We start from the raw sequence: 20,717 nt of genomic DNA on the forward strand, positions 1-20,717 counted from the left end.
GACCGTGACCTGCCACCCCGGGCACCTACCCCCGCTTGTCGAGGAAGCGCGCGAGGGTGGGGACGACGCGGTGGCGGTGCGAGGTGGGGACGGTCCAGACGCCGTGGCCCGTCACGCCGTACGACGCGAGCAGCCGGTCGGCGGCCTGAAAGCCGGTCGTGGCGGCGCGCTCCATCAGGGCGACGGGCAGCTCGCAGCGGACGCCGTCACCGGCCAGCACCACCCGGGGGTCGGGCGTGACGACGCCGGGGCGCGAGGCCCACGGCTCGGTGCCCACGAGCGGGCAGTCGTCACGCCAGAGCCACTCCTCGTGACGGATCCGGGCGCCGTCGAGCTCGGGGTGCAGCACCAGCAGCTCGCGCCAGAGCCGCTCCCGCAGCGCCTGCACGTCGGCGGCCGGCTCTAGGGCGTAGGCGTGGAGCTCGACGACCGAGCCGTCGTGCTCGCCGGTCCAGCGCGCGGCCCCCTCCTCGAGCAGCTCCAGCACCGAGACGTTGTCGAGCGGGCCGAAGCCGCTGGTGGCACGGAACGGCGCCGAGCCGGGCGCGACGCGACGGTCGAGCCACAGCCGCCACACCGCGAACGGCGGCGCCGAGCGCTGCGCCGCCAGCGACGCGCGCCAGGCGTCGTCGCCGAGCCCCGGCGAGGCGGAGACCAGCTGCTGCAGCGGCGCCCGGTCGAGGGCGAGCACGACCCCGTCGACGCGGGTGGAGCCGGCCCCGGTGAGCACGTCGAGGGCGCCGTCACCGGCCGAGGTGACCGACTCCACGGCCTCGCCGGTGCGGACCTCGGCCCCGAGGCCGTCGAGGTGCCGCCCCAGCGGCGCCCACAACGCGGTGTCGTAGTCGTCGACCGGCACGTCGAAGAGCAGCCCCTCGGCCGAGCCGAGGAAGTAGGAGTGGAACATCGCGACCAGCTCGCCCGCGGAGAAGTCCCGGGCGTCGGCGAAGAAGCTGCGCGCGAACACCTCCAGCGCCAGGTGACGGGCCTGGTCGGGGAACCGCAGCCGGTCGAGGTACGCCGCGGCGCTGACGCCGTCGTACCGCTCGAAGGTGGCCGGGAAGTCGACGTCGAGCAGCTCCATCGCCGCGCCCACGTCGACGGCCGCGAGGTCGCGCAGCCGGAAGGTCGGCGAGCGCAGCACGAAGGACACGATGTTCAGCGGCGGTGTCAGCGCGATGCCGGTGAAGGAGTCGGTCGGGCCGTCCTTGAGCGAGAGCGGGTAGTCCTCGACCGCGTGCAGCCGCTCCAGCGCCGGGTCGGTGCGCCGGAGCAGCGAGCGCAGGTTGTAGTACTGCCGGAAGAAGGCGTGGAACCCGCGGCTCATCGCCGTCGTGGTGCCGTCCACCGTGACCGGCCACGACGCCACCCGGCCGCCCAGACGGTCGCCACGCTCGAGCAGCGTCACGCGGACACCGCGCTCGGCGAGCGCGGTGGCGGCGGACAGGCCGGCGATGCCGCCCCCGACGACGGCCACGTGGTGCCGCTGCCCGTCGTGGGCGGCGCCGCCCGCGGGCGCGTGCCACTCGGCGCGGGGGTCGCGGCCGGGGCGCCAGCCGGGTCCGCTCACGCGGGCCGACGTCCGACGAAGGTGTGCAGCACGCCGCGCTGCCAGCCGCCGAAGCTGCGGCTGCGGACGTCGACGAGACCGGCGGCGACCATCCGGCTGCGGAGCAGGTGGGTGCTGTCGAAGTCGACGACGCTGCGCCACAGGTAGCGGTAGATCGGGCTGCGTGGGGCCGTGAGCAGACCGAGCGGCACGACCACGCCCCACGAGACGGCGTCCCAGACCCGCCGGCCGACGCGGCTCTCGACGACGCTGTACTCGTGGACCACGACGGACCCGCCCGGCACGAGCAGCCGCACGATGCCGGCCAGCAGGGCGTCGCGGGCGGTCACGTTGCGCACGAGGTACGCCGCGAACACGCCGTCGACGGTGCCCTCGCCGTCGAGGTGGGCGCGCCCCCACGTGGCGAGGTCGAGGTGCTCGGCGTCGTCCTGCACGAAGTGCACCGGGCTGGTCCAGGTCTTGCGCCGCGCCTGCTCGAGCATGCCGGCGGAGCCGTCGACGCCGACGATCTCGTGCGGCACCCCGGCGGCCTGCAGCGCGGCCTCCAGGGCGCGGGTGGAGGCGCCCGAGCCGCAGCCGAGGTCGACGACGCGCAGCGGCCGGTCGGCGGGCCGCGGGAGCGCCGCCACCAGCACCTCGGCGGAGCGTCGCAGCTGGGCGTGGTAGCCGGGGTTGAGTGCCACCATCAGGTCGTACGTCGGGGCCACCCCGTCGAAGGTCTCGGGGACGCTGGGGGCGGTGGCGGTGGTCATGGGGTCCTCTGCTCGGACGGGGTGGAGGTGGACGGTGGGGTCTCTGCCACCGGGCGTGGGCCCAGGCGCAGCCAGAGCAACATGGTCAGGGTGACCATGCTGAAACCGAAGGCGAAGTCCTCGACGGGGATGTCCCAGGGGATCCGCCACCCGGTCATCTCGCTCTCCTCGTAGAGCACGATCGGGTCGGAGAGCTTGGTCAGCCACCCGTCGACGGGCACCTGGAAGCCGAGCACGATCGCCATGGCGATCCAGTACTGCAGGGTGCGGAACACCCCGGTGCGGAACCACAGCAGCTCCAGCGCCACGACCACGACGACCGAGAGCACCGCGAAGACGGTGTACTCCAGCATCAGGCACCCCGCTCGACGGGTGCCGCCGCGGTCGTACGCCGCGCGCGCAGCCAGCCCAGCGTGTTGCCGACCGCCTCGTAGGTCAGCAGCCCGCAGATGGGGATGACGACGAAGAACACGAGCTCCTCGAGCGGCATCGCGAAGGGCAGCAGGATGCCGGTGGTGTAGCGCTCGCTGTAGTCCCAGGTGCCGCGGGCGATGGCCACGACGTCCCAGACGCCGTAGACGACGACGACGGGCAGCAGCGCGAGCAGCAGGCGGCGCGGCCGGCGCCACACCCGTGCCCCGAGGACGAACTCGAGGGGAAGGGTGAGCAGCAGGCAGCCCGCCATCAGCAGGAGGTACTGGTACTGGTCCACCGCGGACAGCCTAGGAGGCGGGTGGTCGTGACCACCCGCCCCCCGTGACTAGGACGACCGGCGACCCAGCAGCTTGGACAGGACCCACAGCACCACGACACCGCCGAGGGCCTGCTTCCAGTACAGCCTGGCCAGCACCGGGAGCACCGTGGCCCCCAGGTCGAGGGCGTCGTCGTTGCTGCCCGAGCCCCCCGACGCCGCCGCCGGGGCCGCGGCCGTGCCCCCGTCGCTGGAGGCGAGCCGGCGGATGTTGCTGACCCGCTCCTCCTCGGGACGGTCGCCCGCACCGGCCGAGGCCGGCGTGGCCGGAGCGGGGTCGGCCGCACCTGCCGGCGGCTCCGGCTCGGAGACCGGGCCGGCGGGGGCGCCCACCTTCTGCTCGAGGCAGGCGGTGAACTGGCCGAGCAGCTTGTCGCTGACGTCCTGGATGACGCCGCGACCGAACTGCGCGGGCTTGCCGGTGATGTTGAGGTCGGTGGTGACCTCGACCCGGGTGGACCCGCCGCCCACGTCGCTCATCCGGGCTAGCACGTCGGCGCCGGCGGTGCCGTTGCCGCGCTTGTCCTTGCCCTTGGCCTCGATCTTCATCGTGCGCGCCGACTCGTCCTTCTCCAGGAACGTGCCGGTGCCGCTGTAGACCAGGGCGATCGGGCCGAGCTTGACCTTGACCGTGCCCTTGAACGTGTCGCCCTCGACCGAGGTCACCTGCGCGCCGGGGAAGCACTCCCCCACGCTGGCGATGTCGTTGAAGGCGTCCCACGTCTCCTGGAGCGTGGCCGGGACCGTGAACTCGTGCTTGAGGTCCATGTCAGCTCGAGCCTGCCGCCTTGAGCACCGCACGGCGGGTGAGCACCGTGGCGAGGTGCGAGCGGTACGCCGCGTCGCCGTTGAGGTCCGAGGGCGGGTTGGTGCCCTCCGCCGCCAGGTCGCACGCGGCGCGGACGCCGTCCTCGGTCGCCGGCTGACCCACCAGCGCCTGCTCGGTCGCCGTGGCCCGCAGGGCGGTGGAGCCCATGTTGACCAGGCCGAGCCGGGCCTCGCTGATGGTGCCGCCCTCGACCTTGACCGAGGCGGCCACCGACACGATCGGCCACTGGTGGGCCACGCGCACGAACTTCTCGTAGTGCGAGCCCCAGCCGTCGTGCTTGCGGAACCGGATCGCGGTGAGGATCTCGTCCTCGCCGACGGCGGTGGTGAAGAGGTCCTCGAAGAACTCCGTCGCCGCCACCGTGCGCTCCCCGCCCGGGCCCTGGATGACCAGGTCGGCCTCCAGCGCCAGGGTGGGTGCCCCGCAGTCGCCCGCGGGGTCGGCGTGCACGAGCGCGCCACCGAGGGTGCCGCGGTGCCGGATCTGCGGGTCGGCCACCTCGGTGATGGCCTTGTGCAGCAGGCTCAGGCTGTCCCGTATGCCGGCGTCGCCCAGGATCTGTGCGTACGTCGCCATCGCGCCGATGCTGATCGTGTCGCCCTCGTCGCGGATCTCCCGCAGCGAGTCGATCTTGCCGATGTCGATGACGACCTCGGGGGCGTTGAGGCGCATCCGGAGCACGGGGAGCAGCGACTGCCCCCCGGCCAGGATCTTGGCCTCGTCACCGTGCTCGGCCAGCGCCGCGAGGGCCTCCTCGACCGACGTGGGTGCCACGTAGGCGAACTGGGTGGGGATCACTGACCTGCTCCTTCGCTGCTGTTGCCGTCGTGGCGCTGGGACTGGCCCTCACCGTCGGTGGCGGGGTCGAAGTGGGCGGCCGCGGCCCCCACGGTGTCCTCGGTGGCGCCGGCGGTGCCGTCCTGGATCGCCTTCCACACCCGCTCGGGCGTGCACGGCATCTGGATGTCCTTGACGCCGAACTGGCGGATCGCGTCGAGCACGGAGTTGACCACGGCCGGCGTCGAGGCGATGGTGCCCGCCTCGCCGACGCCCTTGGTGCCCAGCGTGTTGGTCAGCGACGGCGTGGTGTTGTGGCCCACGTCGTAGTTGATCGTGTCGGCGGCCGTCGGCACGAGGTAGTCCACGAACGACGCGGAGACCAGGGTCCCGGAGTCGTCGTACACCGCCTCCTCCCACAGCGCCTGGGCGATGCCCTGCACGAGGCCGCCGTGGACCTGGCCCTCGACGATGAGCGGGTTGATGACGTTGCCGATGTCGTCCACGCAGGTGTACTTGCGCATCTTGACCTGACCGGTCTCGGTGTCCACCTCCATGGCGCACAGGTGCGTGCCGTGGGGGTAGTTGAAGTTGATCGGGTCGTAGGTCGCGTCGGAGTCCAGCGAGGGCTCCATGCCGTCGGGCAGGTTGTGCGCGACGAACACGGCGCCGGCGACGTCCTGGATGGAGACGGCGGCGTCGGTGCCGCGGACGCCGAAGCTGCCCGCCTTGAACTCGATGTCCTCGACGTTGGCCTCGAGCAGGTGGGCCGCGACCGGCTTGGCCTTCTCGACGACCTTGTCGGTGGCCTTGACCAGCGCCTCGCCGCCGACGACGAGCGAGCGCGAGCCGTAGGTGTCGAGGCCCTTGGCGGCCACCTGGGTGTCGCCGTGCAGCACCTCGACGTCCTCGAAGGGCACGCCGAGCCGGTCGGCGACGATCTGGCTGAACGCCGTCTCGTGGCCCTGGCCGTGGGCGCTGGCGCCGGTGACGATCTCGACCTTGCCGGTCGCGAGCATCCGCACCGAGGCGTGCTCCCAGCCGCCGGCCCCGTAGTCGAGCGAGCCGAGCACCCGGCTGGGGGCGAGGCCGCACATCTCGGTGAAGGTCGAGACGCCGATGCCGAGCTGCACCTTGTCGCCGGACTCGCGGCGCTGCTTCTGCTCGGCGCGGAGCTCGTCGTAGCCGAACATCTCCTTGGCCTTGGCGGTGGCGGCCTCGTAGTTGCCGGAGTCGTACTCCAGGCCGGCGACCGTGGTGAAGGGGAACTCCTCGGCCTTGATCCAGTTCTTCTCGCGGACCTCGAGCGGGTCCACGCCGAGCTCGAGGGCGAGCTCGTCCATGATCCGCTCGATGCCGAAGGTGGCCTCGGGCCGGCCGGCGCCGCGGTAGGCGTCGGTCCAGGTCTTGTTGGTCAGCACCGTCTGGCAGGCGAAGTGGTAGGCCGGGAACTTGTAGATCGCGTTGAACATGAACGCGCCGAGCACCGGGACGCCGCCGCCGACGAGGCTGACGTAGGAGCCGAGGTCGGCGAGCAGCTCGACCTTGAGGCCGGTGACGGTGCCGTCCTTCTCGGCGGCCAGGGTCAGCTTCTGCCACTGGTCGCGGCCGTGGTGGGCCGACATCAGCGACTCCGAGCGGGTCTCGGTGAACTTCACCGGCTTGCCCGTGCGCCGCGCGACCGCGACGGTGATCCACTCCTCGGGGGTGGTCTGCAGCTTGCCGCCGAACCCGCCGCCCACGTCGGGGGCGATGACGCGGATCTTCGACTCCGGCATGCCGGTGGTCGCGGCGAGCGCGAAGCGCAGGATGTGCGGGATCTGGGTCGCCGACCACATCGTCAGCTGCTCGCCGGTGGGGTCGACCACGGTCGAGCGGGGCTCCATGAAGGCGGGGATCAGGCGCTGCTGGCGGAACTCGCGCTCGATGACGACGCCGCCCTCGCGGGCCTTGCTGATCGCCTCCTCGACGTCGCCGCCGGTGCCGGCCTCGGCCGAGTCGAACTTCCACAGCGCCGACTTGTTGGTGCCGAGGTCGGGGTGGGCGAGCACGGTGTCGGCGGCCGCCTCCTTGAGGTCGAGCGCCGCGGGCAGCTCCTCGTAGTCGACGTCGACGAGCTCGGCGGCGTCACGGGCCTCGGCCTGCGAGCGCGCCACGACCACCGCCACGATCTCCCCGGCGAAGCTGACCCGGTCGGCCGGGACCGGCAGGTGGGTCGGGGTGACCTGGTCGGGGGTGATCGGCCAGGCGTTGATGAGCACGCCCTGGGTCTCGGCCAGGTCGGCGCCGGTCAGCACGTCGACCACGTTGCGCGAGGCCTTGGCCTCCGAGACGTCGATGTTGGTGATCTTGGCGTGGGCGAAGGGGCTGCGCACCATCGCGAGGTGCAGCATGCCGTTGATCTGGATGTTGTCGGTCCACTTGGTGCGGCCGGTGATGAGGCGCTGGTCCTCCTTGCGGCGGCGGTCGCGACCGATCTCGAGGCGGGGCTCGGTGGTGGGGGCGTCCTGGGTGGCGGTCATCTCAGGCCTCCGTCTTCTGGCCGGCCGCGGTCTGCACGGCCTTGACGATGTTGTGGTAGCCGGTGCAGCGACACAGGTTGCCCTCGATGCCGACCCGGATCTCCGCCTCGGAGGGGTTCGGGTTGTCCTTGAGCAGGTCCACGGACTGCATGATCATGCCGGGGGTGCAGAAGCCGCACTGGAGCGCGTGGCACTCGTGGAAGGCCGCCTGCACGGGGTGGAGCTCGCCGTCGGTGGCGAGGCCCTCGATGGTGGTCACCTCGGCGCCGTCGGCCTGGACGGCGAGCACGTTGCACGACTTCACGCTGCGCCCGTCGAGGTGGACGGTGCAGGCACCGCAGTTGCTGGTGTCGCACCCGATGACGGTGCCGGTCTTGCCGAGCTTCTCGCGGAGGTACTGCACCAGCAGCATCCGCGGCTCGACGTCGTCGGAGACGGTCGCGCCGTCGACCTTGAGTTCGATCCTGGTCATGTGTGAGGACTCCTCGGGACAGGTGAGCACAGACGTCGTGTGACGGCGCTCACGCTAGGTCTCCGTGGTTGGACAAAGGTTGGTGGCCGGTAGCCTGGCGCGCATGTCCCAGCACCCCGCCGACGGCCCCGACGACCACACCGGCGGGGCCCCCTCCGACCCCGCCGCCGACACCTCCTGGGCCTGGGGCCACGGGGTCGCCACGGTCGCCGCCGACGGCACCGTCCTGGACACGTGGTACCCCTCCCCCGCCCTGGGCCGGGCACCCGCCGACGCCGCCTCCGAGGTGCCGGCCGCGCTGGCCGCGCTGGCCGGGGAGCACCCCGAGCGCCGGGTCCGCACCGAGGTCGTCACCACCGAGGTCGAGCTCGCGGCCGCCCCGGCCGACGCCGCCGACGCCTACCTGCGGCTCCACCTGCTCTCCCACCGCCTGGTCCGGCCCCACGGGCTGTCCTTCGAGGGCGTCTTCGGCAGGCTCGCCAACGTGGTGTGGACCAGCGCCGGGCCCTGTGCCGTCGAGGGCTTCGAGGACGTCCGGGTCGGCCTGCGCGCCCTCGGCCACGTCCAGGTGATCGGGATCGACAAGTTCCCCCGGATGACCGACTACGTCGTGCCCAGCGGCGTCCGCATCGCCGACGCCGACCGCGTCCGGCTCGGCGCCCACCTCGCCGCCGGCACCACCGTGATGCATGAGGGCTTCGTCAACTACAACGCCGGCACGCTCGGGTCCTCGATGGTCGAGGGCCGCATCAGCGCCGGCGTCGTGGTCGGCGACGGCTCCGACGTCGGGGGCGGCGCCTCGATCATGGGCACGCTCTCGGGCGGCGGCACCCAGGTGATCTCGTTGGGCGAGCGCTGCCTGCTCGGCGCCAACGCCGGCATCGGGATCTCGCTCGGCGACGACTGCGTCGTCGAGGCGGGCTGCTACGTCACCGCCGGCACCAAGGTCACGCTGGTCCGGCCCGGCGAGGAGCCGACCGTCGTCAAGGCGCTCGAGCTCTCCGGCAGCGACGGCGTGCTGTTCCGCCGCAACTCGGTCACCGGCGCCGTCGAGGCGGTGCCGCGCTCGGGGCACGGCATCACGCTCAACGACGCCCTCCACGCCAACTAGCCCCTCCCTGCTCCCGTCGTGCGCCTGCCCACCCTGGTCCTCCTCGTGGTGCTCGCCGTCGTGGTGGGCGTCGGCGTGGCGACCTGGCGCGGCTCGGGGCCGCTTCCCGACCCCGAGGGCTGCGCCGCCGAGCTCGACGGCCTGCGCGTCGAGCTGTCACCGGAGCAGGCGCGCAACGCGACGCTGATCGCGGCGGTCGGCGTACGCCGTGGCCTCCCCGCCCGCGCGGTGTCGATCGCCCTGGCCACGGCCTACCAGGAGAGCAAGATCGTCAACATCGACTACGGCGACCGCGACTCGCTCGGGCTGTTCCAGCAACGGCCCTCGCAGGGCTGGGGCACCGCCGAGCAGGTGCAGGACGAGTACTACGCGATCAACGCGTTCTACGACGCACTGGAGAAGATCGACGGCTACCAGCGGATGCGGATCACCGAGGCGGCGCAGCGGGTGCAGCGCTCCGGCTTCCCCGAGGCCTACCAGGACCACGCCGCGGACGCCCGCGCGCTGGCGTCCGTGCTGACCGGCTACAGCGGCGGCGGCCGGTTCAGCTGCGTGGTGCGCGAGCCCGAGTCCCCCGGCCGCGCGGCACGGGTGGTGCGCACCCTCGAGCAGGCCTTCGGCGGCCTGGACACCGCCGTCGGTCCCCGTCGCGACGTCACCGTGCGGGTCTCCGGCGACGAGGCGGGCGCCCGGCGCGGCTGGGCGGTGGCCCAGTTCGTCCTGGCCCACGCCGGCGACCTCGCACCGGTCGAGGTCGAGCACGGCGGACGCCGGTGGCGCAGCGGGGACGACTCCGAGGCCGGCTGGGTCGACGCCGACGGTGTCGCCGGCCCGCGCTCGGTCGTCGTGCGGCTGGGCTAGGCGCGGCGTACGTCTCGCTCTGGGTCGGCGGGTCGGCGCGTCCGGTTTCCCAGGTGATGAACCCGACCTGCCTCTTCACACACGACGCGCGGTGTGCGAGGACCCGGTTTCGGTTCATCACCTGGGAAACCGCCACCGCCGTCGTACGCCGCGGCGTGCGGGCCGACCTCACCCGACCGGCGTGAGGTGCTCCCCGCGGCGGGTGAGGAGCACCCAGGCCCGGGAGCCGACGACGAAGGCGACGAGGGTCAGCACCCAGACGGTCACCGGGACGGACGCGGAGACCTGCAGCCCCCGACCGACCCGCGCCTCGACGGTGCCGCCCCACGGGAAGACCGAGCCGGTCACCGTGCCCGTCGCACCGGTGGCCTGCACGCCGTCGAGGAACGCGAGCAGCGAGAGCGTCCACAGCAGCAGGAGCACCACGAAGGTGGCCACCGCCCACTGACCGCCTGCGGTCCAGTGCGGACGTGCCGGGCGGCCGGCTGCCTCACCGACGGTCTCGCGGGCCAGCGTGCGCGGCGAGCCGAGGTTGGCCACCGCCACGGCGGCGCCCACGTCGTGCGCGGCGTCGTGCAGGTTGGCGCGCAGCTCGTGTCGCAGCGCCCGGCGCCGGCGACGGCGTACGTCGGCGACGTCGAGCCAGAAGTCGTAGCGCTGGACGTAGAGGCCCAGGCGGGCACGGTCGAGGAGCTTCATCGGAGGACCTCCGGATCGGGGACGGTGCCGACGCGGTCCACGGCGGCGCGGAGCAGCCGCCAGGACGCCTCGCGGGTCGCGAGCGCCTCCCGACCGGCCGGCGTGGTGCGGTAGTACTTCCGAGCAGGACCCGAGGTCGAGGCCACGAGCCGGGACTCGAGGTGGCCCGCCCCCTCCAACCGGGTGAGGGCGGGGTAGACCGTGCCCTCGGCGAGGCCGAGGACACCGGCCTCGCGCAGCCGCACCACCACGGCGTAGCCGTAGGACTCCTCGGCGTCGAGCAGCCGCAGCAGCAGCATGCCGAGCACTCCCTTGAGCATCTGCGGGTCGAGGTCCACCCGATGATCATGATGCCGAGTACCTGGCATCGTCAAGTACCGGACGAAGCAGACCTCACCCGAGCAGGAGGGAGCAGATGTCCGGCGTGACCGGAGCGACCTCGAAGCCCGTCGACGCGACCAGCCGGTCGCCCTCCGGCGACCGCCACGGCGTCAGCCGCGGGCCAGCCGCTCGGCCGCTGCCGCGATGCGCTCGTCGGTGGCGGTGAAGGCGACCCGGACGTGCTGCTGCCCGGCGCGGCCGTAGAAGGAGCCGGGGGCGACCAGGATCCCGCGCTCGGCGAGCGAGGCGACGGTGTCCCAGCAGGACTCGTCACGGGTGGCCCAGAGGTAGAGCGAGGCCTCGGAGTGGCTGATCGCGAAGCCCGCGCCCTCCAACGCCTCCTTCAGCACGCCGCGGCGCGCGGCGTAGCGGGCGTGCTGCTCGCGGGCGTGGTCGTCGTCGTCGAGGGCGGCCACGATGGCGCGCTGCTGCGGGCCGGGCATCATCAGGCCGAGGTTCTTGCGGACGGCGAGCAGCTCGGCGACGACGACGGGGTCGCCGGCCACGAAGGCGCAGCGGTAGCCGGCCAGGTTGGACCGCTTGGACAGCGAGTGCACCGCCAGCAGCCCCTCGTGGGAGCCGCCGCAGATGTCGGGGTGGAGCACCGAGAGCGCCTCGCCCTCCCAGGTGCACTCGAGATAGCACTCGTCGCTGACCAGCAGCACCCCGCGCTCGCGGCACCACTGCACCACCTTGCGCAGGTGGTCGGGCGGCAGCACGCGACCCGTCGGGTTGGACGGGGAGTTCAGCCACAGCAGCGCCGGGGTGCGGGGACCGATCGCGGTCAGCGAGTCGGTGGCGAGGGTCTCGGCGCCGACCAGCGCGGCGCCGACCTCGTAGGTCGGGTAGGCGACCTCGGGCAGGACCACGAGGTCGCCGGCGCCCAGGCCGAGGTGGGTCGGCAGCCCGGCGATGAGCTCCTTGGAGCCGACCACGGGCAGCACGCCGTCCAGGCCGAGCCCGGTCACGCCGTGCGAGCGTGCCAGCCAGTCGACCGCCGCCTGGCGGGTCTCGGGCACCCCGAGGGTGGTCGGGTAGCCCGGCGAGTCCGCCGCGTCACGCAGCGCCTGCTGCACCACCTCGGGCGTCGGGTCGACCGGCGTGCCGATCGAGAGGTCGACGACCCCGTCCGGGTGGGCGCGGGCCGTCGCGGCGTACGGCAGTAGCTGGTCCCAGGGGAAGTCCGGGAGCCGACGGGAGACGGGGCTGCGCGTCACTCCTGGTTCTGGGGCGGCAGCGCGGCGACCAGGGCGTGGTCCTTGTCGATCTCGCCCATCTTGGCCGCACCACCGGGAGAGCCGAGGTCGTCGAAGAAGTGGACGTTGGCGTCGTAGTACTCCTTCCACTCCTCGGGGGTGTCGTCCTCGTAGTAGATGGCCTCGACCGGGCACACCGGCTCGCAGGCACCGCAGTCGACGCACTCGTCGGGGTGGATGTAGAGCATCCGCTTGCCCTCGTAGATGCAGTCGACGGGGCACTCGTCGACGCACGCACGGTCCTTCAGGTCCACACAGGGCTGGGCGATGACGTAGGTCACCTGGATCCTCCTACATGCGATGGGGTCCGGGATCGGACGGTGCTGAGCCTAGTATCCCCTCGTGCCTGGCTCGGACGGACCCTCTCGCGACACGTCGGACGATCCCGTCGGTGCCCACACCCTGGGACCCCACGTGGTCGGGACCCGCGTCGTGGTGCGGCGGCTGGTGCGCGGCGAGGCCGGCCCCTCGGGCGGCCCCGCGATGACCGACGTCCTGGGCGAGTGCGTCGCCTGGGGCGACGGCGTCGTGGCCGTACGCCGGGAGACCGGCGACGTCCTGCGAATCCCGCTGGCCGACCTCGTCGCCGGCAAGCCGGTGCCGCCGCGGCCGTCGGTCCACCACCGCCTCGACCCCGCCCGGGCCGACCACCTGGCCGCCCCCGGCTGGCCGGCGGCCGAGCAGGAGCAGCTCGGGGGCTGGCTGCTGCGCGCGTCGGGCGGCTTCTCCTCGCGGGCCAACTCCGTGCTCGCGGTCTCCGACCCCGACCGCCCGCTCGACGACGCCGTCGCCCACGTCGAGCAGTGGTACGCCGCCCGCTCGCTCCGCCCCCGGGCGCACGTGCTGCCCGGATCAGCCCAGATGCACGCGTTCGAGGACGCCGCGTGGGCGCCGTACGAGACGACGTCGCTGATGCTCGCCTCCCTCTCCCGCGTCGTACGCCGCCTCGACGCGCCCGACGTCGTGGTCGCCGGGAGCACGCGCCTCGACGACGGCTGGCTCGCGACCGACGAGCGCGCCGCCCGCTTCGGCGACGCCGCCCGGGCCGTGATGGAGGCCGGCGACGTCACCCTGGCGACCGTCCGCGACGAGGCCGGCGAGGTCGTGGCCCGGGGCCGCGGCACGGTGCACGGCGACTGGTGCGGCGTCTCCGGGCTCTGGACGCGCGAGGACCGCCGCGGGCAGGGCCTCTCCCGTGCCGTGCTGGCCACGCTGCTGGAGCGGGGCGCGGAGGCGGGCGCGACCACGGTCTACCTCCAGGTGGTGGAGTCCAACGAGGCGGCCCGCGGGCTCTACGAGGCGCTCGGCTGGGCCGAGCACCACCAGTACCTCTACCTCGCGGCTCCCTGAGGGCCCGGACCTCCACGCCCGGCGTCACCCAGCACCGCCACGGCGATCAGCCGGATCACCGTCAGCACCACGAGCATGACGAGCGCCATGCCGGTCATCAGCCACCGGTACGCAGCCGGCTGCGCCAGCCAGCCCGGCGTGCCCGCCAGGGTGGGACAGGTGACCCGGACCCCTGCGTCGGTGGACCCGAGGTGCCCGACGACCTGGGTCTCCTCCCCCGCGATGGAACGCGGGAGGGCGATCGCGCTGCCCCCCTCGAGCGTGCCACCACCGGCACGGCAGGGCGATTCGTCCAGCGGGTCGAACGCGTCCTGGGACACGTAGACCGCACGACCCTCGCCCGCCTCGGGCAACACGAACGACCCGACGTCGTCGACCCGCACCGGGTCGGTCAGCTGGGCCACCAGGGCGGCGATGCCGAACCCCAGGACCATCGCGGCCAGGAACACCGCGGCGACGGGGTATCCGGCGCGCGCGAAGCCCGCCGGGTCGGAGGGCACGCCGGCGGGCCCGCCCGACCCGGAACGGCCGCTCACGGCAGGCACGACGGTTGGTACGTCGGGCTGGCCGGCCCACGACGGTCCAGCGCGTGCAGCACCACCCGGACGGCCACCCCGTCCGAGGGCAGCAGCAGGTGGCCCGGGAGGTGCGCCCGGCACTTCTGCTGCACCACCACGTTGGTCGCACCGTCGAGGAAGCCCGAGGTGTAGGGCACCACCACCTCGTCGTACCGCGTCACGACCGTGGTGTAGCTGACCGCGCCCGGCGTCTCGTCACCGGCGTTGAGCCGCTGCAGGAACACCGAGCCCGCGGCCTGCTGCCGACAGGCGGGGCAGAGCACCGACAGGCCCGGGGTGAGCAGCAGCGGGGTGCGGGTGCCGTGGTTGGACGGTGCCAGGCCGACGAGGTCGTCGACCTTGGCCGCACCGCCCAGGAAGCGCAGGTAGTAGCGCGGCATCATGCCGCCCTGGGAGTGGCCCACCAGCGAGACCTTGCGCGCCCCGGTGGCGGCGAGCACCCGGTCGACGACGTCGCGCAGCTCGGCCGCGGAGTCCTCGATCGGCGCGGTGGCCCGCTGGCCGTAGTTGATCGAGAACACGCAGTACCCCGCCGCCAGGAGCGAGCCGCGGAGCCGCCGCAGCAGGGTCGCGCTGTCACCGAAGGTGCCGTGGACCAGGACCACCGGCGTCGGCCGGGCGGCCGTCGGCCGGCAGGCCCAGTCGTTGACCGCCGCGGTGCGGACGGGCTGCGCGGTCGGCGCCGCCGCCGCGGCCGGCGACGCGGGGAGCGTCACGAGCATCCCGGCGAGCGCGACCGCCACGACCAGCAGGCCGCGCACCGCCCCGCTCGGCTTCGTCGGTCGGCGCACGGCGGCCTCCAGGTCTCAGCCCGGCGGCTCGCAGACGACCGTGTCGGCCGGGATGTAGTCGGTGTGGAACTTCTCGGTGCGCAGCACTGTGGCAGAACCGGGCCGCTTGAAGTCGCGGAACACGTCGACGCTGAACCCGCTGGTGCCGGTCGCCTCCTCGCAGTCCTCGTCGTCCAGGGTGCGCGTCGCGGGCGAGGTGTAGGCGTAGCGGTCGCTGGTGCGGGACGTGATGTCCCACCGCTTGGTCGACCACATCTCCACCGTCGCCGACCCCTGGCTGCTGGGCGTGGACGGGGTCACCGAGGCCGTGACGAGCACGCCGTGGGGGCTGTCGTTCTCGAACGCCATGTCGAGCGTCGGCCAGGCCACGGTCGCCTCGCGGCCCTCGGGGTAGCGGTCGATGTAGACCGAGTGGGGCTTGTGCTCGACGTCCTCGAGCCCGGCGAAGAACATCGCGTTGAAGGTGGTGGTGGCGATCTGCGAGACGCCGCCGCCGAGGTCCTTGCGGAAGATGCCGTCGCTGACGACGTAGCCCTCGGTGAAACCGTTCTCGGCCGTCCGCTCCCCCACGATGCCGTTGAGGCTGAAGGTCTCCCCGGGCAGCAGCAGGGTGCCGTCGATCAGCTCGGCGGCCCGGGCGAGGTTGACGTTGCGGTACTCGGCGTAGGGGAAGTTGGTGGTGAAGCTGCTGACCTTGCGGCGCACCCCGAGCTCGCGTGCCTCGGCGGTGGTGAGGTCGGGCTTCGCGCGACGGCCGTCGACCTGCAGCCGGCGGGCCTCGCCGGTGGCCGTGGCGGCCTCGACGAAGCCCTCCTCGAGCTCGGCGGGGTCGAGCTCCAGCCCCGGCCGGGAGGGTACGACGCGCGGCCGGCCGTCGACGATCTCGACCGTCGCGTCCACGGGCGCCCGACCGACCTGGGCGACCACCGGGGCGAGCGCCTCGATCATGCGCTTCCCGTCGACCTCGGGCACGAGGTCGCCGTCGCGCTCGACCATCCGCAGGCCGCGGCCGAACAGCCGGGGCGGTGCCTGCAGCTCGCGGCCCTCGAGCACCAGCGTGACCGGGCCCGACATCGCCGGCCGGGCGACGTCGCGCATCGCGGCCCGCACCTCGGCGTCGGACACGTCGGGCTCCACCTCGACGACCGGCAGCGGCACCCGGCCGCCGCGCAGGAACCGCTCCTGCAGCAGCTGCTCTGTGGCGTCGCGGTCGACGGCAGTGCCGGCCCGACCGAGCACGGGTCGCGCCTCGCCGTCGCGGAAGCGCACGGTGCCCTCCACGGCGGGACGTCGCAGCCCCTCGGTCAGCGTGTCGAGCGTGGCGTCGAGCCGCTCGCTGTCGAAGCGCACCGTCGGGGCGAGCTCGTCGCCGCCGACGACCAGCGCCCACACCCGCGTCGGCGCGAACCGGGCGCCGGCCGAGGCACGGTCGAGGGTGTCCTCGAGGTCGAGCCGTCCGCCCGCCTCGCGCAGGTCGACGGGCTCGGCGCGGCCGTCGGCGTAGGTGAGCCGGACCTGCCGCGCCGCGCGGTCGCCCAGCTCGGACTCCAGCCGGGCCCGTGCCTCGTCGCGGTCGAGACCGCCGACGGCGACCCCGGCCACCGAGGTGCCCCGGGGAAGCCGGTCGCCGCCCCACAGCCCCACGCCGAGCCACACCAGGGCCACGAGGCCGACCAGGCCGACGCCGCCCAGCGCAGCACGACGACGCCCGGAGGGCCCGCTCCGGGCCGTGTCATCGGCCACGCTCAGACCAGCCCGGCGAAGAGGTCGTCCTCGAGCGCGCCCGCCTCGCCCGGGGCGGGGGCCCCCTTGGCGATGCGGAAGTACTCGGTGCCCCAGATGTTGGCGCCCTGGTTGTTGGACAGCGCGAAGAACGGGCCGTCCACGGCGATCTGGGTGCGGTGGGCCTTGAGCGCCTCGGTCTTGGCGGCGGCGTAGTCGGTCGCGTCGATCGCCGCGGTGAGCGCGGCGTCGGGGACCATGAACGCCGGCAGGTCGCCGTCGGGCTCCATGCCCTCGAAGGTGGTGGTGTCGCCCGCGTCGCGCAGCGCGCGCAGGCCCTCGCGCACCTTCTCGGCCGACATCGCGCCCCAGTAGACCTTGGCCACGTCGTGGTGCTCGCCGAGGTCGGGGCGGTAGGAGGGGACGGCGGCCAGCGCCACGGCGTACGTCGCGACGCGGTGGGCCTGCACGTGGTCGGGGTGGCCGTAGCCGCCGAACTCGTCGTAGGTGACCAGCACCTGCGGGCGCACCTCGCGGATCACCTCGACGAGCAGCGTGGCCGCCTCGGTCAGGTCGGCGTGCCAGAACGCGTTGACCGGCACGTCGTCGGCGGCCACGGCGTGGCCGTCGGCGTGCCACTGCATGCCGGAGTCGCGGAACCGGCCGAAGCCGCCCAGGTAGCGGTGGTCGGTGACGCCGAGGGCTTTCATCGCGTTGGCCAGCTCGCCGCGCCGGTGCTCGCCGAGGCCGTCGTCGCAGTCGGCCGCGAGGTGCTCCAGCTCGGGCACCAGGATCTCGCCCATCTCGCCACCGGTGCAGGTCACCAGGGTGACGCCGACGCCCTCGGCGACGTAGCGCGCCATCGTGGCGCCCTGCCCGATGCTCTCGTCGTCGGGGTGGGCGTGCACGAGGAGCAGGTGCTTGTCCATGCCCTCAGCCTAGGCGCGGGTCCCGACGGTCCTCCGGGGAGTCACGGTGCAGGCGCCGCGGGGCCCGCGGCAGCACGAGCGGCGCGGGCGGCGGCGGGGCGGCCGCCTCCTCCAGCCAGCCGTCGTGGGCCTCCACCAGCAGCTCGAGCATCACCACCGGGGCGTCGGTCACCACCACCCACGGGTGGTCCTCGTCGTCGTCCTCGCCGGCCAGCGGCTGGCGGGCCACCTCGGCCTCGAAGCCGTCGCGGCGCAGCCGCTCGGCGGCCAGGCGGGCGTCGTCGCCGTCGAAGAAGACGCCGCGTGCCCCGGTCACCTAGAGCCACCCCCGCACCAGATCGAGGAACGGCCGGTCGCCCTCGAGCCAGGCCACCTCGTGGAGCTGGTCGGCGGCCAGCCAGCGGACGGCGTCGTGCTCGCGGGGCTCCGGCTCGCCGTCGACGAGGTCGGCGACCACGACGTGCAACACCAGGGGCCAGTCGAGCGGCACCCGGCCCGGGAGCACGCCGACGCAGCGGACCTCGCAGCCGAGCTCCTCTCGCACCTCGCGGACGCCGGCCTGCTCCTGGGTCTCGCCCGGGGCGACCTTGCCGCCGGGGAGCTCCCAGCGACCGGCGAGCGCCACGGGCGCCGTACGCCGTGCGGCCAGGACCCGCCCGCCGGCCCGCACCGCCACTCCCACCACGCTCACGCCGACGATCGTAGGCGGGCTCCTAGATTGGGGGCCGTGACCATCCACCTGCGCCGCACCGACGAGAACGTCGAGGAGATCGAGGCCGTCGCCTCCCAGCTCGGGCGCCGGGTGGGGGTCGCGGGGCTGCTGCCGCACCTGAACCGGCAGGCCGAGCTCGCGCGCGTCCCGGGGCGGGCCGTGGAGTGGGGCTGGACCTGGCAGCCCGGCGACGCGCGCAACCGCCGCTGGTGGCCGCAGGGCATCACCACCTCCGCCGACGCCGACGACCCGGCGGTGACCGCGGGGCACCGGCTGGTGGTGGTGAGCTGGTACGCCCACGAGGTCGACGGGCAGAAGCACGGCAGCCGGATCACCGTGGTCGACCTCGACACGCTGCGCTACCGCCACGTGCTCCTGGTCGAGCCGGTCGTGGACCGTCGTGGCCGGGCCCGGCTGAAGCCGGTGCAGGTGCACGCGGGCGGGCTGGTGTGGTGGGGCCCCTACCTGCACGTGGCCGGCACGCGACGCGGCCTGGTCAGCTGCCGCCTCGACGACCTCGTGCGGGTCGACGACCTCGAGGACGCGCTGGGCTACCGCTACGTGCTCCCGGTGCGCTTCGCCTACCGGGCCGAGCACGACGACGACACCGAGGAGATGCGCTACTCGTTCTGCTCGCTCGACCGCGGCGCCGACCCGCCGGAGCTGCTGGCCGGCGAGTACGCCCACGGCAGCGACCAGACCCGGCGCATCGCGCACTTCCCCCTCGACCCCGAGACGCACCTGCTCAGCACCACCGAGGACGGTCGCTGCTCGGCGCTGCGGCTGCACGACAGCGGCCTGGGGCAGATGCAGGGCGCCGCGGTGGTCGGCGACACCTACTACGTCACCAGCAGCCGCGGCCGGTTCCGCCACGGCACGCTGTACGTCGGTCGGCCGGGCCGCTTCCGGGGCTTCCCGGGCGCGTTGCCGATCGGGCCCGAGGACATCGCCTACTGGCCCGAGCTCGACCTGCTCTGGTCGGTCACCGAGCACCCGGGTCGGCGCTACGTCTACGCGATGCGCCGCGGCACGGTCGACATGGGCTGACCGGCGCGCTGCCGGTCGGACCCGGAGCCGACCGGGTCGGGTCGGGTCAGGCGGGCGGCGTGCCCTGGCAGAGCTGGTCGAGGGTCACGAGGGTCCCGTCGGGGAGCAGCACGGTGCCCTCGGTCTCCCCCAGCACCAGCTGCGGGTGGGTGACGGCGTCGACCGGCGCGGGCGCGGGGAGCGACGGATCGGCGGGCTCGAGGCAGACGGGGAGGTCGGCGAGCGCCGGGACGGCCGCCGGCACGGGGGTCGGCTCCGGGGTCGGGTCCGGGGTCGGCGTCGGGTCCGGGGTCGGGTCGGGCGTCGGGCTGCCCGGCTCCGCGGGGTCGGCGGGTGCCGTGGGGTCGGCGGGGTCCGCGGGCGCGGTGGGGTCGGCCGGGTCGACGGGCCCGCCCGGGGCCGGCGTGCCGCCCGGGGTGCCGGGGGTGGTCGGGGTGCCCGGGGTGACCGGCGTCGCGGGGTCGGTGGGGGTGGTGCCCGGACCGGGGGTCGGCCGGACCGGCGCGGTGCCGGTGCCACCGGTGCTCCCGGTGCTGACGGAGGTCGGCGTGCTCGACGGGCGCGGGGCGCGGGGGCCGACGGGCACGGGACGGACGGCCTCGGCGACGTCGACGCGGGGACCCTCGGGGCTCGCGGGGCCGGTGACAGCGGTGGCGACGGCCCACGAGGAGAAGGCGGGCAGCGAACTGAGCTGGTCGAGCTCGGCGGCGTCGAAGGTGGTCTTCCAGCGCAGCACCTGGGAGAGGTAGGCCTGCGAGCGGTTGTAGGACAGCACGGCGTCGCGGAGGTCGGCGTCCTGGGCCAGGTCGCGCCCCTCGCCGCACAGGTAGACCATGGCACCGCCGGCGGCGTCGTAGATGCTCTGCGGGTCGCGGGTGCCGTCCGCGTCGAGGTCGACCCCGACCGAGCGCCAGGTGGACGGGAGGAACTGCAGCGGCCCGAGGGCCCGGTCGAACCTGCGGTCGCCGTCGAGCTGGCCCTTGTCGGTGTCGGCCACCGCCCTGAAGGCGCCGCCGTCCAGGCGCGGGCCGACGATGGCCGGGGTGGCGCGGTGGTCCGCGTCGAGCGCCCGGCCCACCATGTTGCCGCTCTCGACCTGGCCGATGGCGGCCAGCAGCGGGACGGTCAGGTGGCAGCGCTCCGGAGCGAGCGCCGCGGCACGGGTGTAGGCGTCGAGGACGACGGAGGAGAGCCGGTCGGGTGCGACCCCGGTGGGGGCGGTGCCGGACGCCCAGGAGCGGGCGTCGGTGGACGCCGGGACGACCACGGCGTCGGGCAGCGGGACCTCGGTGGCACCGGTCGCGGCAGCGGCAGGGACGGACTCGGCGGCGGCCCGCTCGGGCGCCAGCGCGGTGGGGCCCTGGCTGGAGGACGCCACGGGTGCGGCGAGCAGCGCGCACCCCAGCAGTCCGGCCACGGTCGTTCGTCGGCTCATGCCCCGAGTCTCCACCTTTGTCCGTATTTACGGGCCTTTTTGCCCGGGTTCGAGCCTCTATCTTGCGGCGCCCTGGGTCACAGCGGAACACCCGGGCGACCAACTCCGGGCAAACAGAGACCGGATCGTGACGGGCGACTAGACCGGGCCTGGGACGGGTGTGACGCGAGGG

At 74.0% G+C, this 20,717-nt stretch carries 23 protein-coding genes; 4 read left to right on the forward strand and 19 right to left on the reverse strand.

Annotated elements, in window-relative coordinates; translation table 11 throughout:
- Positions 1-25: 25 nt before the first annotated feature.
- The 8 genes from ASG49_RS10525 to ASG49_RS10560 are packed head-to-tail and all read right to left on the reverse strand — an operon-like array spanning position 26 to position 7,673.
- Positions 26-1,570: an FAD-dependent oxidoreductase gene (locus ASG49_RS10525; protein WP_156384294.1), complete on the reverse strand. Its 1,545-nt coding sequence runs from the start codon at positions 1,568-1,570 to the stop codon at positions 26-28.
- Positions 1,567-2,322 carry a class I SAM-dependent methyltransferase gene (locus ASG49_RS10530; RefSeq protein ID WP_056541410.1) on the reverse strand — a complete coding sequence of 252 codons (756 nt, stop codon included), beginning with the start codon at positions 2,320-2,322 and terminating at the stop codon, positions 1,567-1,569. The genes ASG49_RS10525 and ASG49_RS10530 overlap by 4 nt, the downstream gene beginning before the upstream one ends.
- Positions 2,319-2,675, reverse strand: a complete 357-nt coding sequence (locus ASG49_RS10535; protein ID WP_056541412.1) for a lycopene cyclase domain-containing protein — start codon at positions 2,673-2,675, stop codon at positions 2,319-2,321. The genes ASG49_RS10530 and ASG49_RS10535 overlap by 4 nt, the downstream gene beginning before the upstream one ends.
- A complete protein-coding gene (locus ASG49_RS10540) occupies positions 2,675-3,034 on the reverse strand; it encodes a lycopene cyclase domain-containing protein (RefSeq protein ID WP_056541416.1) in 360 nt (119 codons plus the stop codon). Before ASG49_RS10540 ends, ASG49_RS10535 begins: the two co-directional genes overlap by 1 nt.
- 48 nt (positions 3,035-3,082) lie before the next feature.
- Positions 3,083-3,841 carry an SRPBCC family protein gene (locus tag ASG49_RS10545; protein ID WP_056541419.1) on the reverse strand — a complete coding sequence of 253 codons (759 nt, stop codon included), beginning with the start codon at positions 3,839-3,841 and terminating at the stop codon, positions 3,083-3,085.
- Position 3,842: 1 nt separating this feature from the next.
- Entirely contained in the window at positions 3,843-4,700 is an 858-nt protein-coding gene (locus ASG49_RS10550) for a xanthine dehydrogenase family protein subunit M (protein WP_056541422.1), read from the reverse strand.
- Positions 4,697-7,201 carry a xanthine dehydrogenase family protein molybdopterin-binding subunit gene (locus tag ASG49_RS10555; RefSeq protein ID WP_056541426.1) on the reverse strand — a complete coding sequence of 835 codons (2,505 nt, stop codon included), beginning with the start codon at positions 7,199-7,201 and terminating at the stop codon, positions 4,697-4,699. Before ASG49_RS10555 ends, ASG49_RS10550 begins: the two co-directional genes overlap by 4 nt.
- 1 nt (position 7,202) lies before the next feature.
- A complete protein-coding gene (locus ASG49_RS10560; protein WP_056541428.1) occupies positions 7,203-7,673 on the reverse strand; it encodes a (2Fe-2S)-binding protein in 471 nt (156 codons plus the stop codon).
- A 103-nt stretch (positions 7,674-7,776) separates the two neighbouring features.
- Here ASG49_RS10560 and dapD point away from each other — a divergent pair, with 103 nt between their 5' ends.
- Together dapD and ASG49_RS10570 are read left to right on the forward strand one after the other, a co-directional pair.
- A complete protein-coding gene (gene dapD, locus ASG49_RS10565; protein ID WP_082534035.1) occupies positions 7,777-8,784 on the forward strand; it encodes a 2,3,4,5-tetrahydropyridine-2,6-dicarboxylate N-succinyltransferase in 1,008 nt (335 codons plus the stop codon).
- Positions 8,785-8,802: 18 nt separating this feature from the next.
- The gene (locus ASG49_RS10570; RefSeq protein ID WP_056541431.1) at positions 8,803-9,645 is read left to right on the forward strand and encodes a hypothetical protein; all 843 of its coding nucleotides are present in this window, start codon (positions 8,803-8,805) and stop codon (positions 9,643-9,645) included.
- A gap of 168 nt (positions 9,646-9,813) precedes the next feature.
- On the opposite strand, the gene ASG49_RS10575 is transcribed toward ASG49_RS10570, so the two are convergent.
- The 4 genes from ASG49_RS10575 to fdxA form a co-directional block, all read right to left on the reverse strand.
- Positions 9,814-10,344, reverse strand: coding sequence for a hypothetical protein (locus ASG49_RS10575; RefSeq protein WP_056541434.1), 531 nt, complete (start codon positions 10,342-10,344; stop codon positions 9,814-9,816).
- Positions 10,341-10,682, reverse strand: coding sequence for a PadR family transcriptional regulator (locus tag ASG49_RS10580; RefSeq protein WP_200936287.1), 342 nt, complete (start codon positions 10,680-10,682; stop codon positions 10,341-10,343). The genes ASG49_RS10575 and ASG49_RS10580 overlap by 4 nt, the downstream gene beginning before the upstream one ends.
- Positions 10,683-10,835: 153 nt before the next feature.
- Complete coding sequence (gene dapC / locus ASG49_RS10585) at positions 10,836-11,942, reverse strand: succinyldiaminopimelate transaminase (protein ID WP_056541440.1); 1,107 nt, start codon at positions 11,940-11,942, stop codon at positions 10,836-10,838.
- Positions 11,939-12,262 carry a ferredoxin gene (gene fdxA, locus ASG49_RS10590; protein WP_056541444.1) on the reverse strand — a complete coding sequence of 108 codons (324 nt, stop codon included), beginning with the start codon at positions 12,260-12,262 and terminating at the stop codon, positions 11,939-11,941. Before fdxA ends, dapC begins: the two co-directional genes overlap by 4 nt.
- Before the next feature lie 133 nt (positions 12,263-12,395).
- On the opposite strand from fdxA, the gene ASG49_RS10595 reads away from it, so the two are divergent.
- Entirely contained in the window at positions 12,396-13,331 is a 936-nt protein-coding gene (locus tag ASG49_RS10595; RefSeq protein ID WP_082534038.1) for a GNAT family N-acetyltransferase, read from the forward strand.
- Here the strand turns inward: ASG49_RS10595 and ASG49_RS10600 are convergent.
- From ASG49_RS10600 to ASG49_RS19115, 6 genes are read right to left on the reverse strand one after another with little or no spacing between them, the layout of a single operon-like run.
- Complete coding sequence (locus ASG49_RS10600) at positions 13,313-13,867, reverse strand: hypothetical protein (protein ID WP_056541447.1); 555 nt, start codon at positions 13,865-13,867, stop codon at positions 13,313-13,315. The genes ASG49_RS10595 and ASG49_RS10600 overlap by 19 nt on opposite strands.
- Positions 13,864-14,700 carry a triacylglycerol lipase gene (locus ASG49_RS10605; protein ID WP_235562024.1) on the reverse strand — a complete coding sequence of 279 codons (837 nt, stop codon included), beginning with the start codon at positions 14,698-14,700 and terminating at the stop codon, positions 13,864-13,866. Before ASG49_RS10605 ends, ASG49_RS10600 begins: the two co-directional genes overlap by 4 nt.
- A gap of 15 nt (positions 14,701-14,715) precedes the next feature.
- Positions 14,716-16,443: a VanW family protein gene (locus ASG49_RS10610; RefSeq protein ID WP_056541450.1), complete on the reverse strand. Its 1,728-nt coding sequence runs from the start codon at positions 16,441-16,443 to the stop codon at positions 14,716-14,718.
- 2 nt (positions 16,444-16,445) lie between these two features.
- Complete coding sequence (gene mshB / locus ASG49_RS10615; RefSeq protein WP_056541453.1) at positions 16,446-17,351, reverse strand: N-acetyl-1-D-myo-inositol-2-amino-2-deoxy-alpha-D-glucopyranoside deacetylase; 906 nt, start codon at positions 17,349-17,351, stop codon at positions 16,446-16,448.
- A 4-nt stretch (positions 17,352-17,355) separates the two neighbouring features.
- Complete coding sequence (locus tag ASG49_RS19110) at positions 17,356-17,667, reverse strand: hypothetical protein (protein WP_056541456.1); 312 nt, start codon at positions 17,665-17,667, stop codon at positions 17,356-17,358.
- A complete protein-coding gene (locus ASG49_RS19115) occupies positions 17,668-18,042 on the reverse strand; it encodes a (deoxy)nucleoside triphosphate pyrophosphohydrolase (protein ID WP_235562025.1) in 375 nt (124 codons plus the stop codon). It lies immediately after the preceding gene.
- A 36-nt stretch (positions 18,043-18,078) separates the two neighbouring features.
- Between ASG49_RS19115 and ASG49_RS10630 the strand changes: the two genes are divergently transcribed.
- The gene (locus ASG49_RS10630) at positions 18,079-19,110 is read left to right on the forward strand and encodes a hypothetical protein (protein ID WP_056541459.1); all 1,032 of its coding nucleotides are present in this window, start codon (positions 18,079-18,081) and stop codon (positions 19,108-19,110) included.
- A 46-nt stretch (positions 19,111-19,156) separates the two neighbouring features.
- On the opposite strand, the gene ASG49_RS10635 is transcribed toward ASG49_RS10630, so the two are convergent.
- Positions 19,157-20,545, reverse strand: a complete 1,389-nt coding sequence (locus tag ASG49_RS10635) for a lytic transglycosylase domain-containing protein (RefSeq protein ID WP_156384295.1) — start codon at positions 20,543-20,545, stop codon at positions 19,157-19,159.
- Between the last annotated feature and the right edge of the window lie 172 nt (positions 20,546-20,717).

It is taken from the genome of Marmoricola sp. Leaf446 (assembly GCF_001424755.1).
Lineage (GTDB): Bacteria > Actinomycetota > Actinomycetes > Propionibacteriales > Nocardioidaceae > Marmoricola.

Coding starts and splice junctions, on each gene's coding strand:
- ASG49_RS10530 (WP_056541410.1), bottom strand. CDS start 2,322: ATGACCACCGCCACCGCCCCCAGCGTCCCCGAGACCTTCGACGGGGTG.
- ASG49_RS10635 (WP_156384295.1), bottom strand. CDS start 20,545: ATGAGCCGACGAACGACCGTGGCCGGACTGCTGGGGTGCGCGCTGCTC.
- mshB (WP_056541453.1), bottom strand. CDS start 17,351: ATGGACAAGCACCTGCTCCTCGTGCACGCCCACCCCGACGACGAGAGC.
- ASG49_RS10545 (WP_056541419.1), bottom strand. CDS start 3,841: ATGGACCTCAAGCACGAGTTCACGGTCCCGGCCACGCTCCAGGAGACG.
- ASG49_RS10560 (WP_056541428.1), bottom strand. CDS start 7,673: ATGACCAGGATCGAACTCAAGGTCGACGGCGCGACCGTCTCCGACGAC.
- ASG49_RS10555 (WP_056541426.1), bottom strand. CDS start 7,201: ATGACCGCCACCCAGGACGCCCCCACCACCGAGCCCCGCCTCGAGATC.
- ASG49_RS10575 (WP_056541434.1), bottom strand. CDS start 10,344: ATGAAGCTCCTCGACCGTGCCCGCCTGGGCCTCTACGTCCAGCGCTAC.
- ASG49_RS10535 (WP_056541412.1), bottom strand. CDS start 2,675: ATGCTGGAGTACACCGTCTTCGCGGTGCTCTCGGTCGTCGTGGTCGTG.
- dapD (WP_082534035.1), top strand. CDS start 7,777: ATGTCCCAGCACCCCGCCGACGGCCCCGACGACCACACCGGCGGGGCC.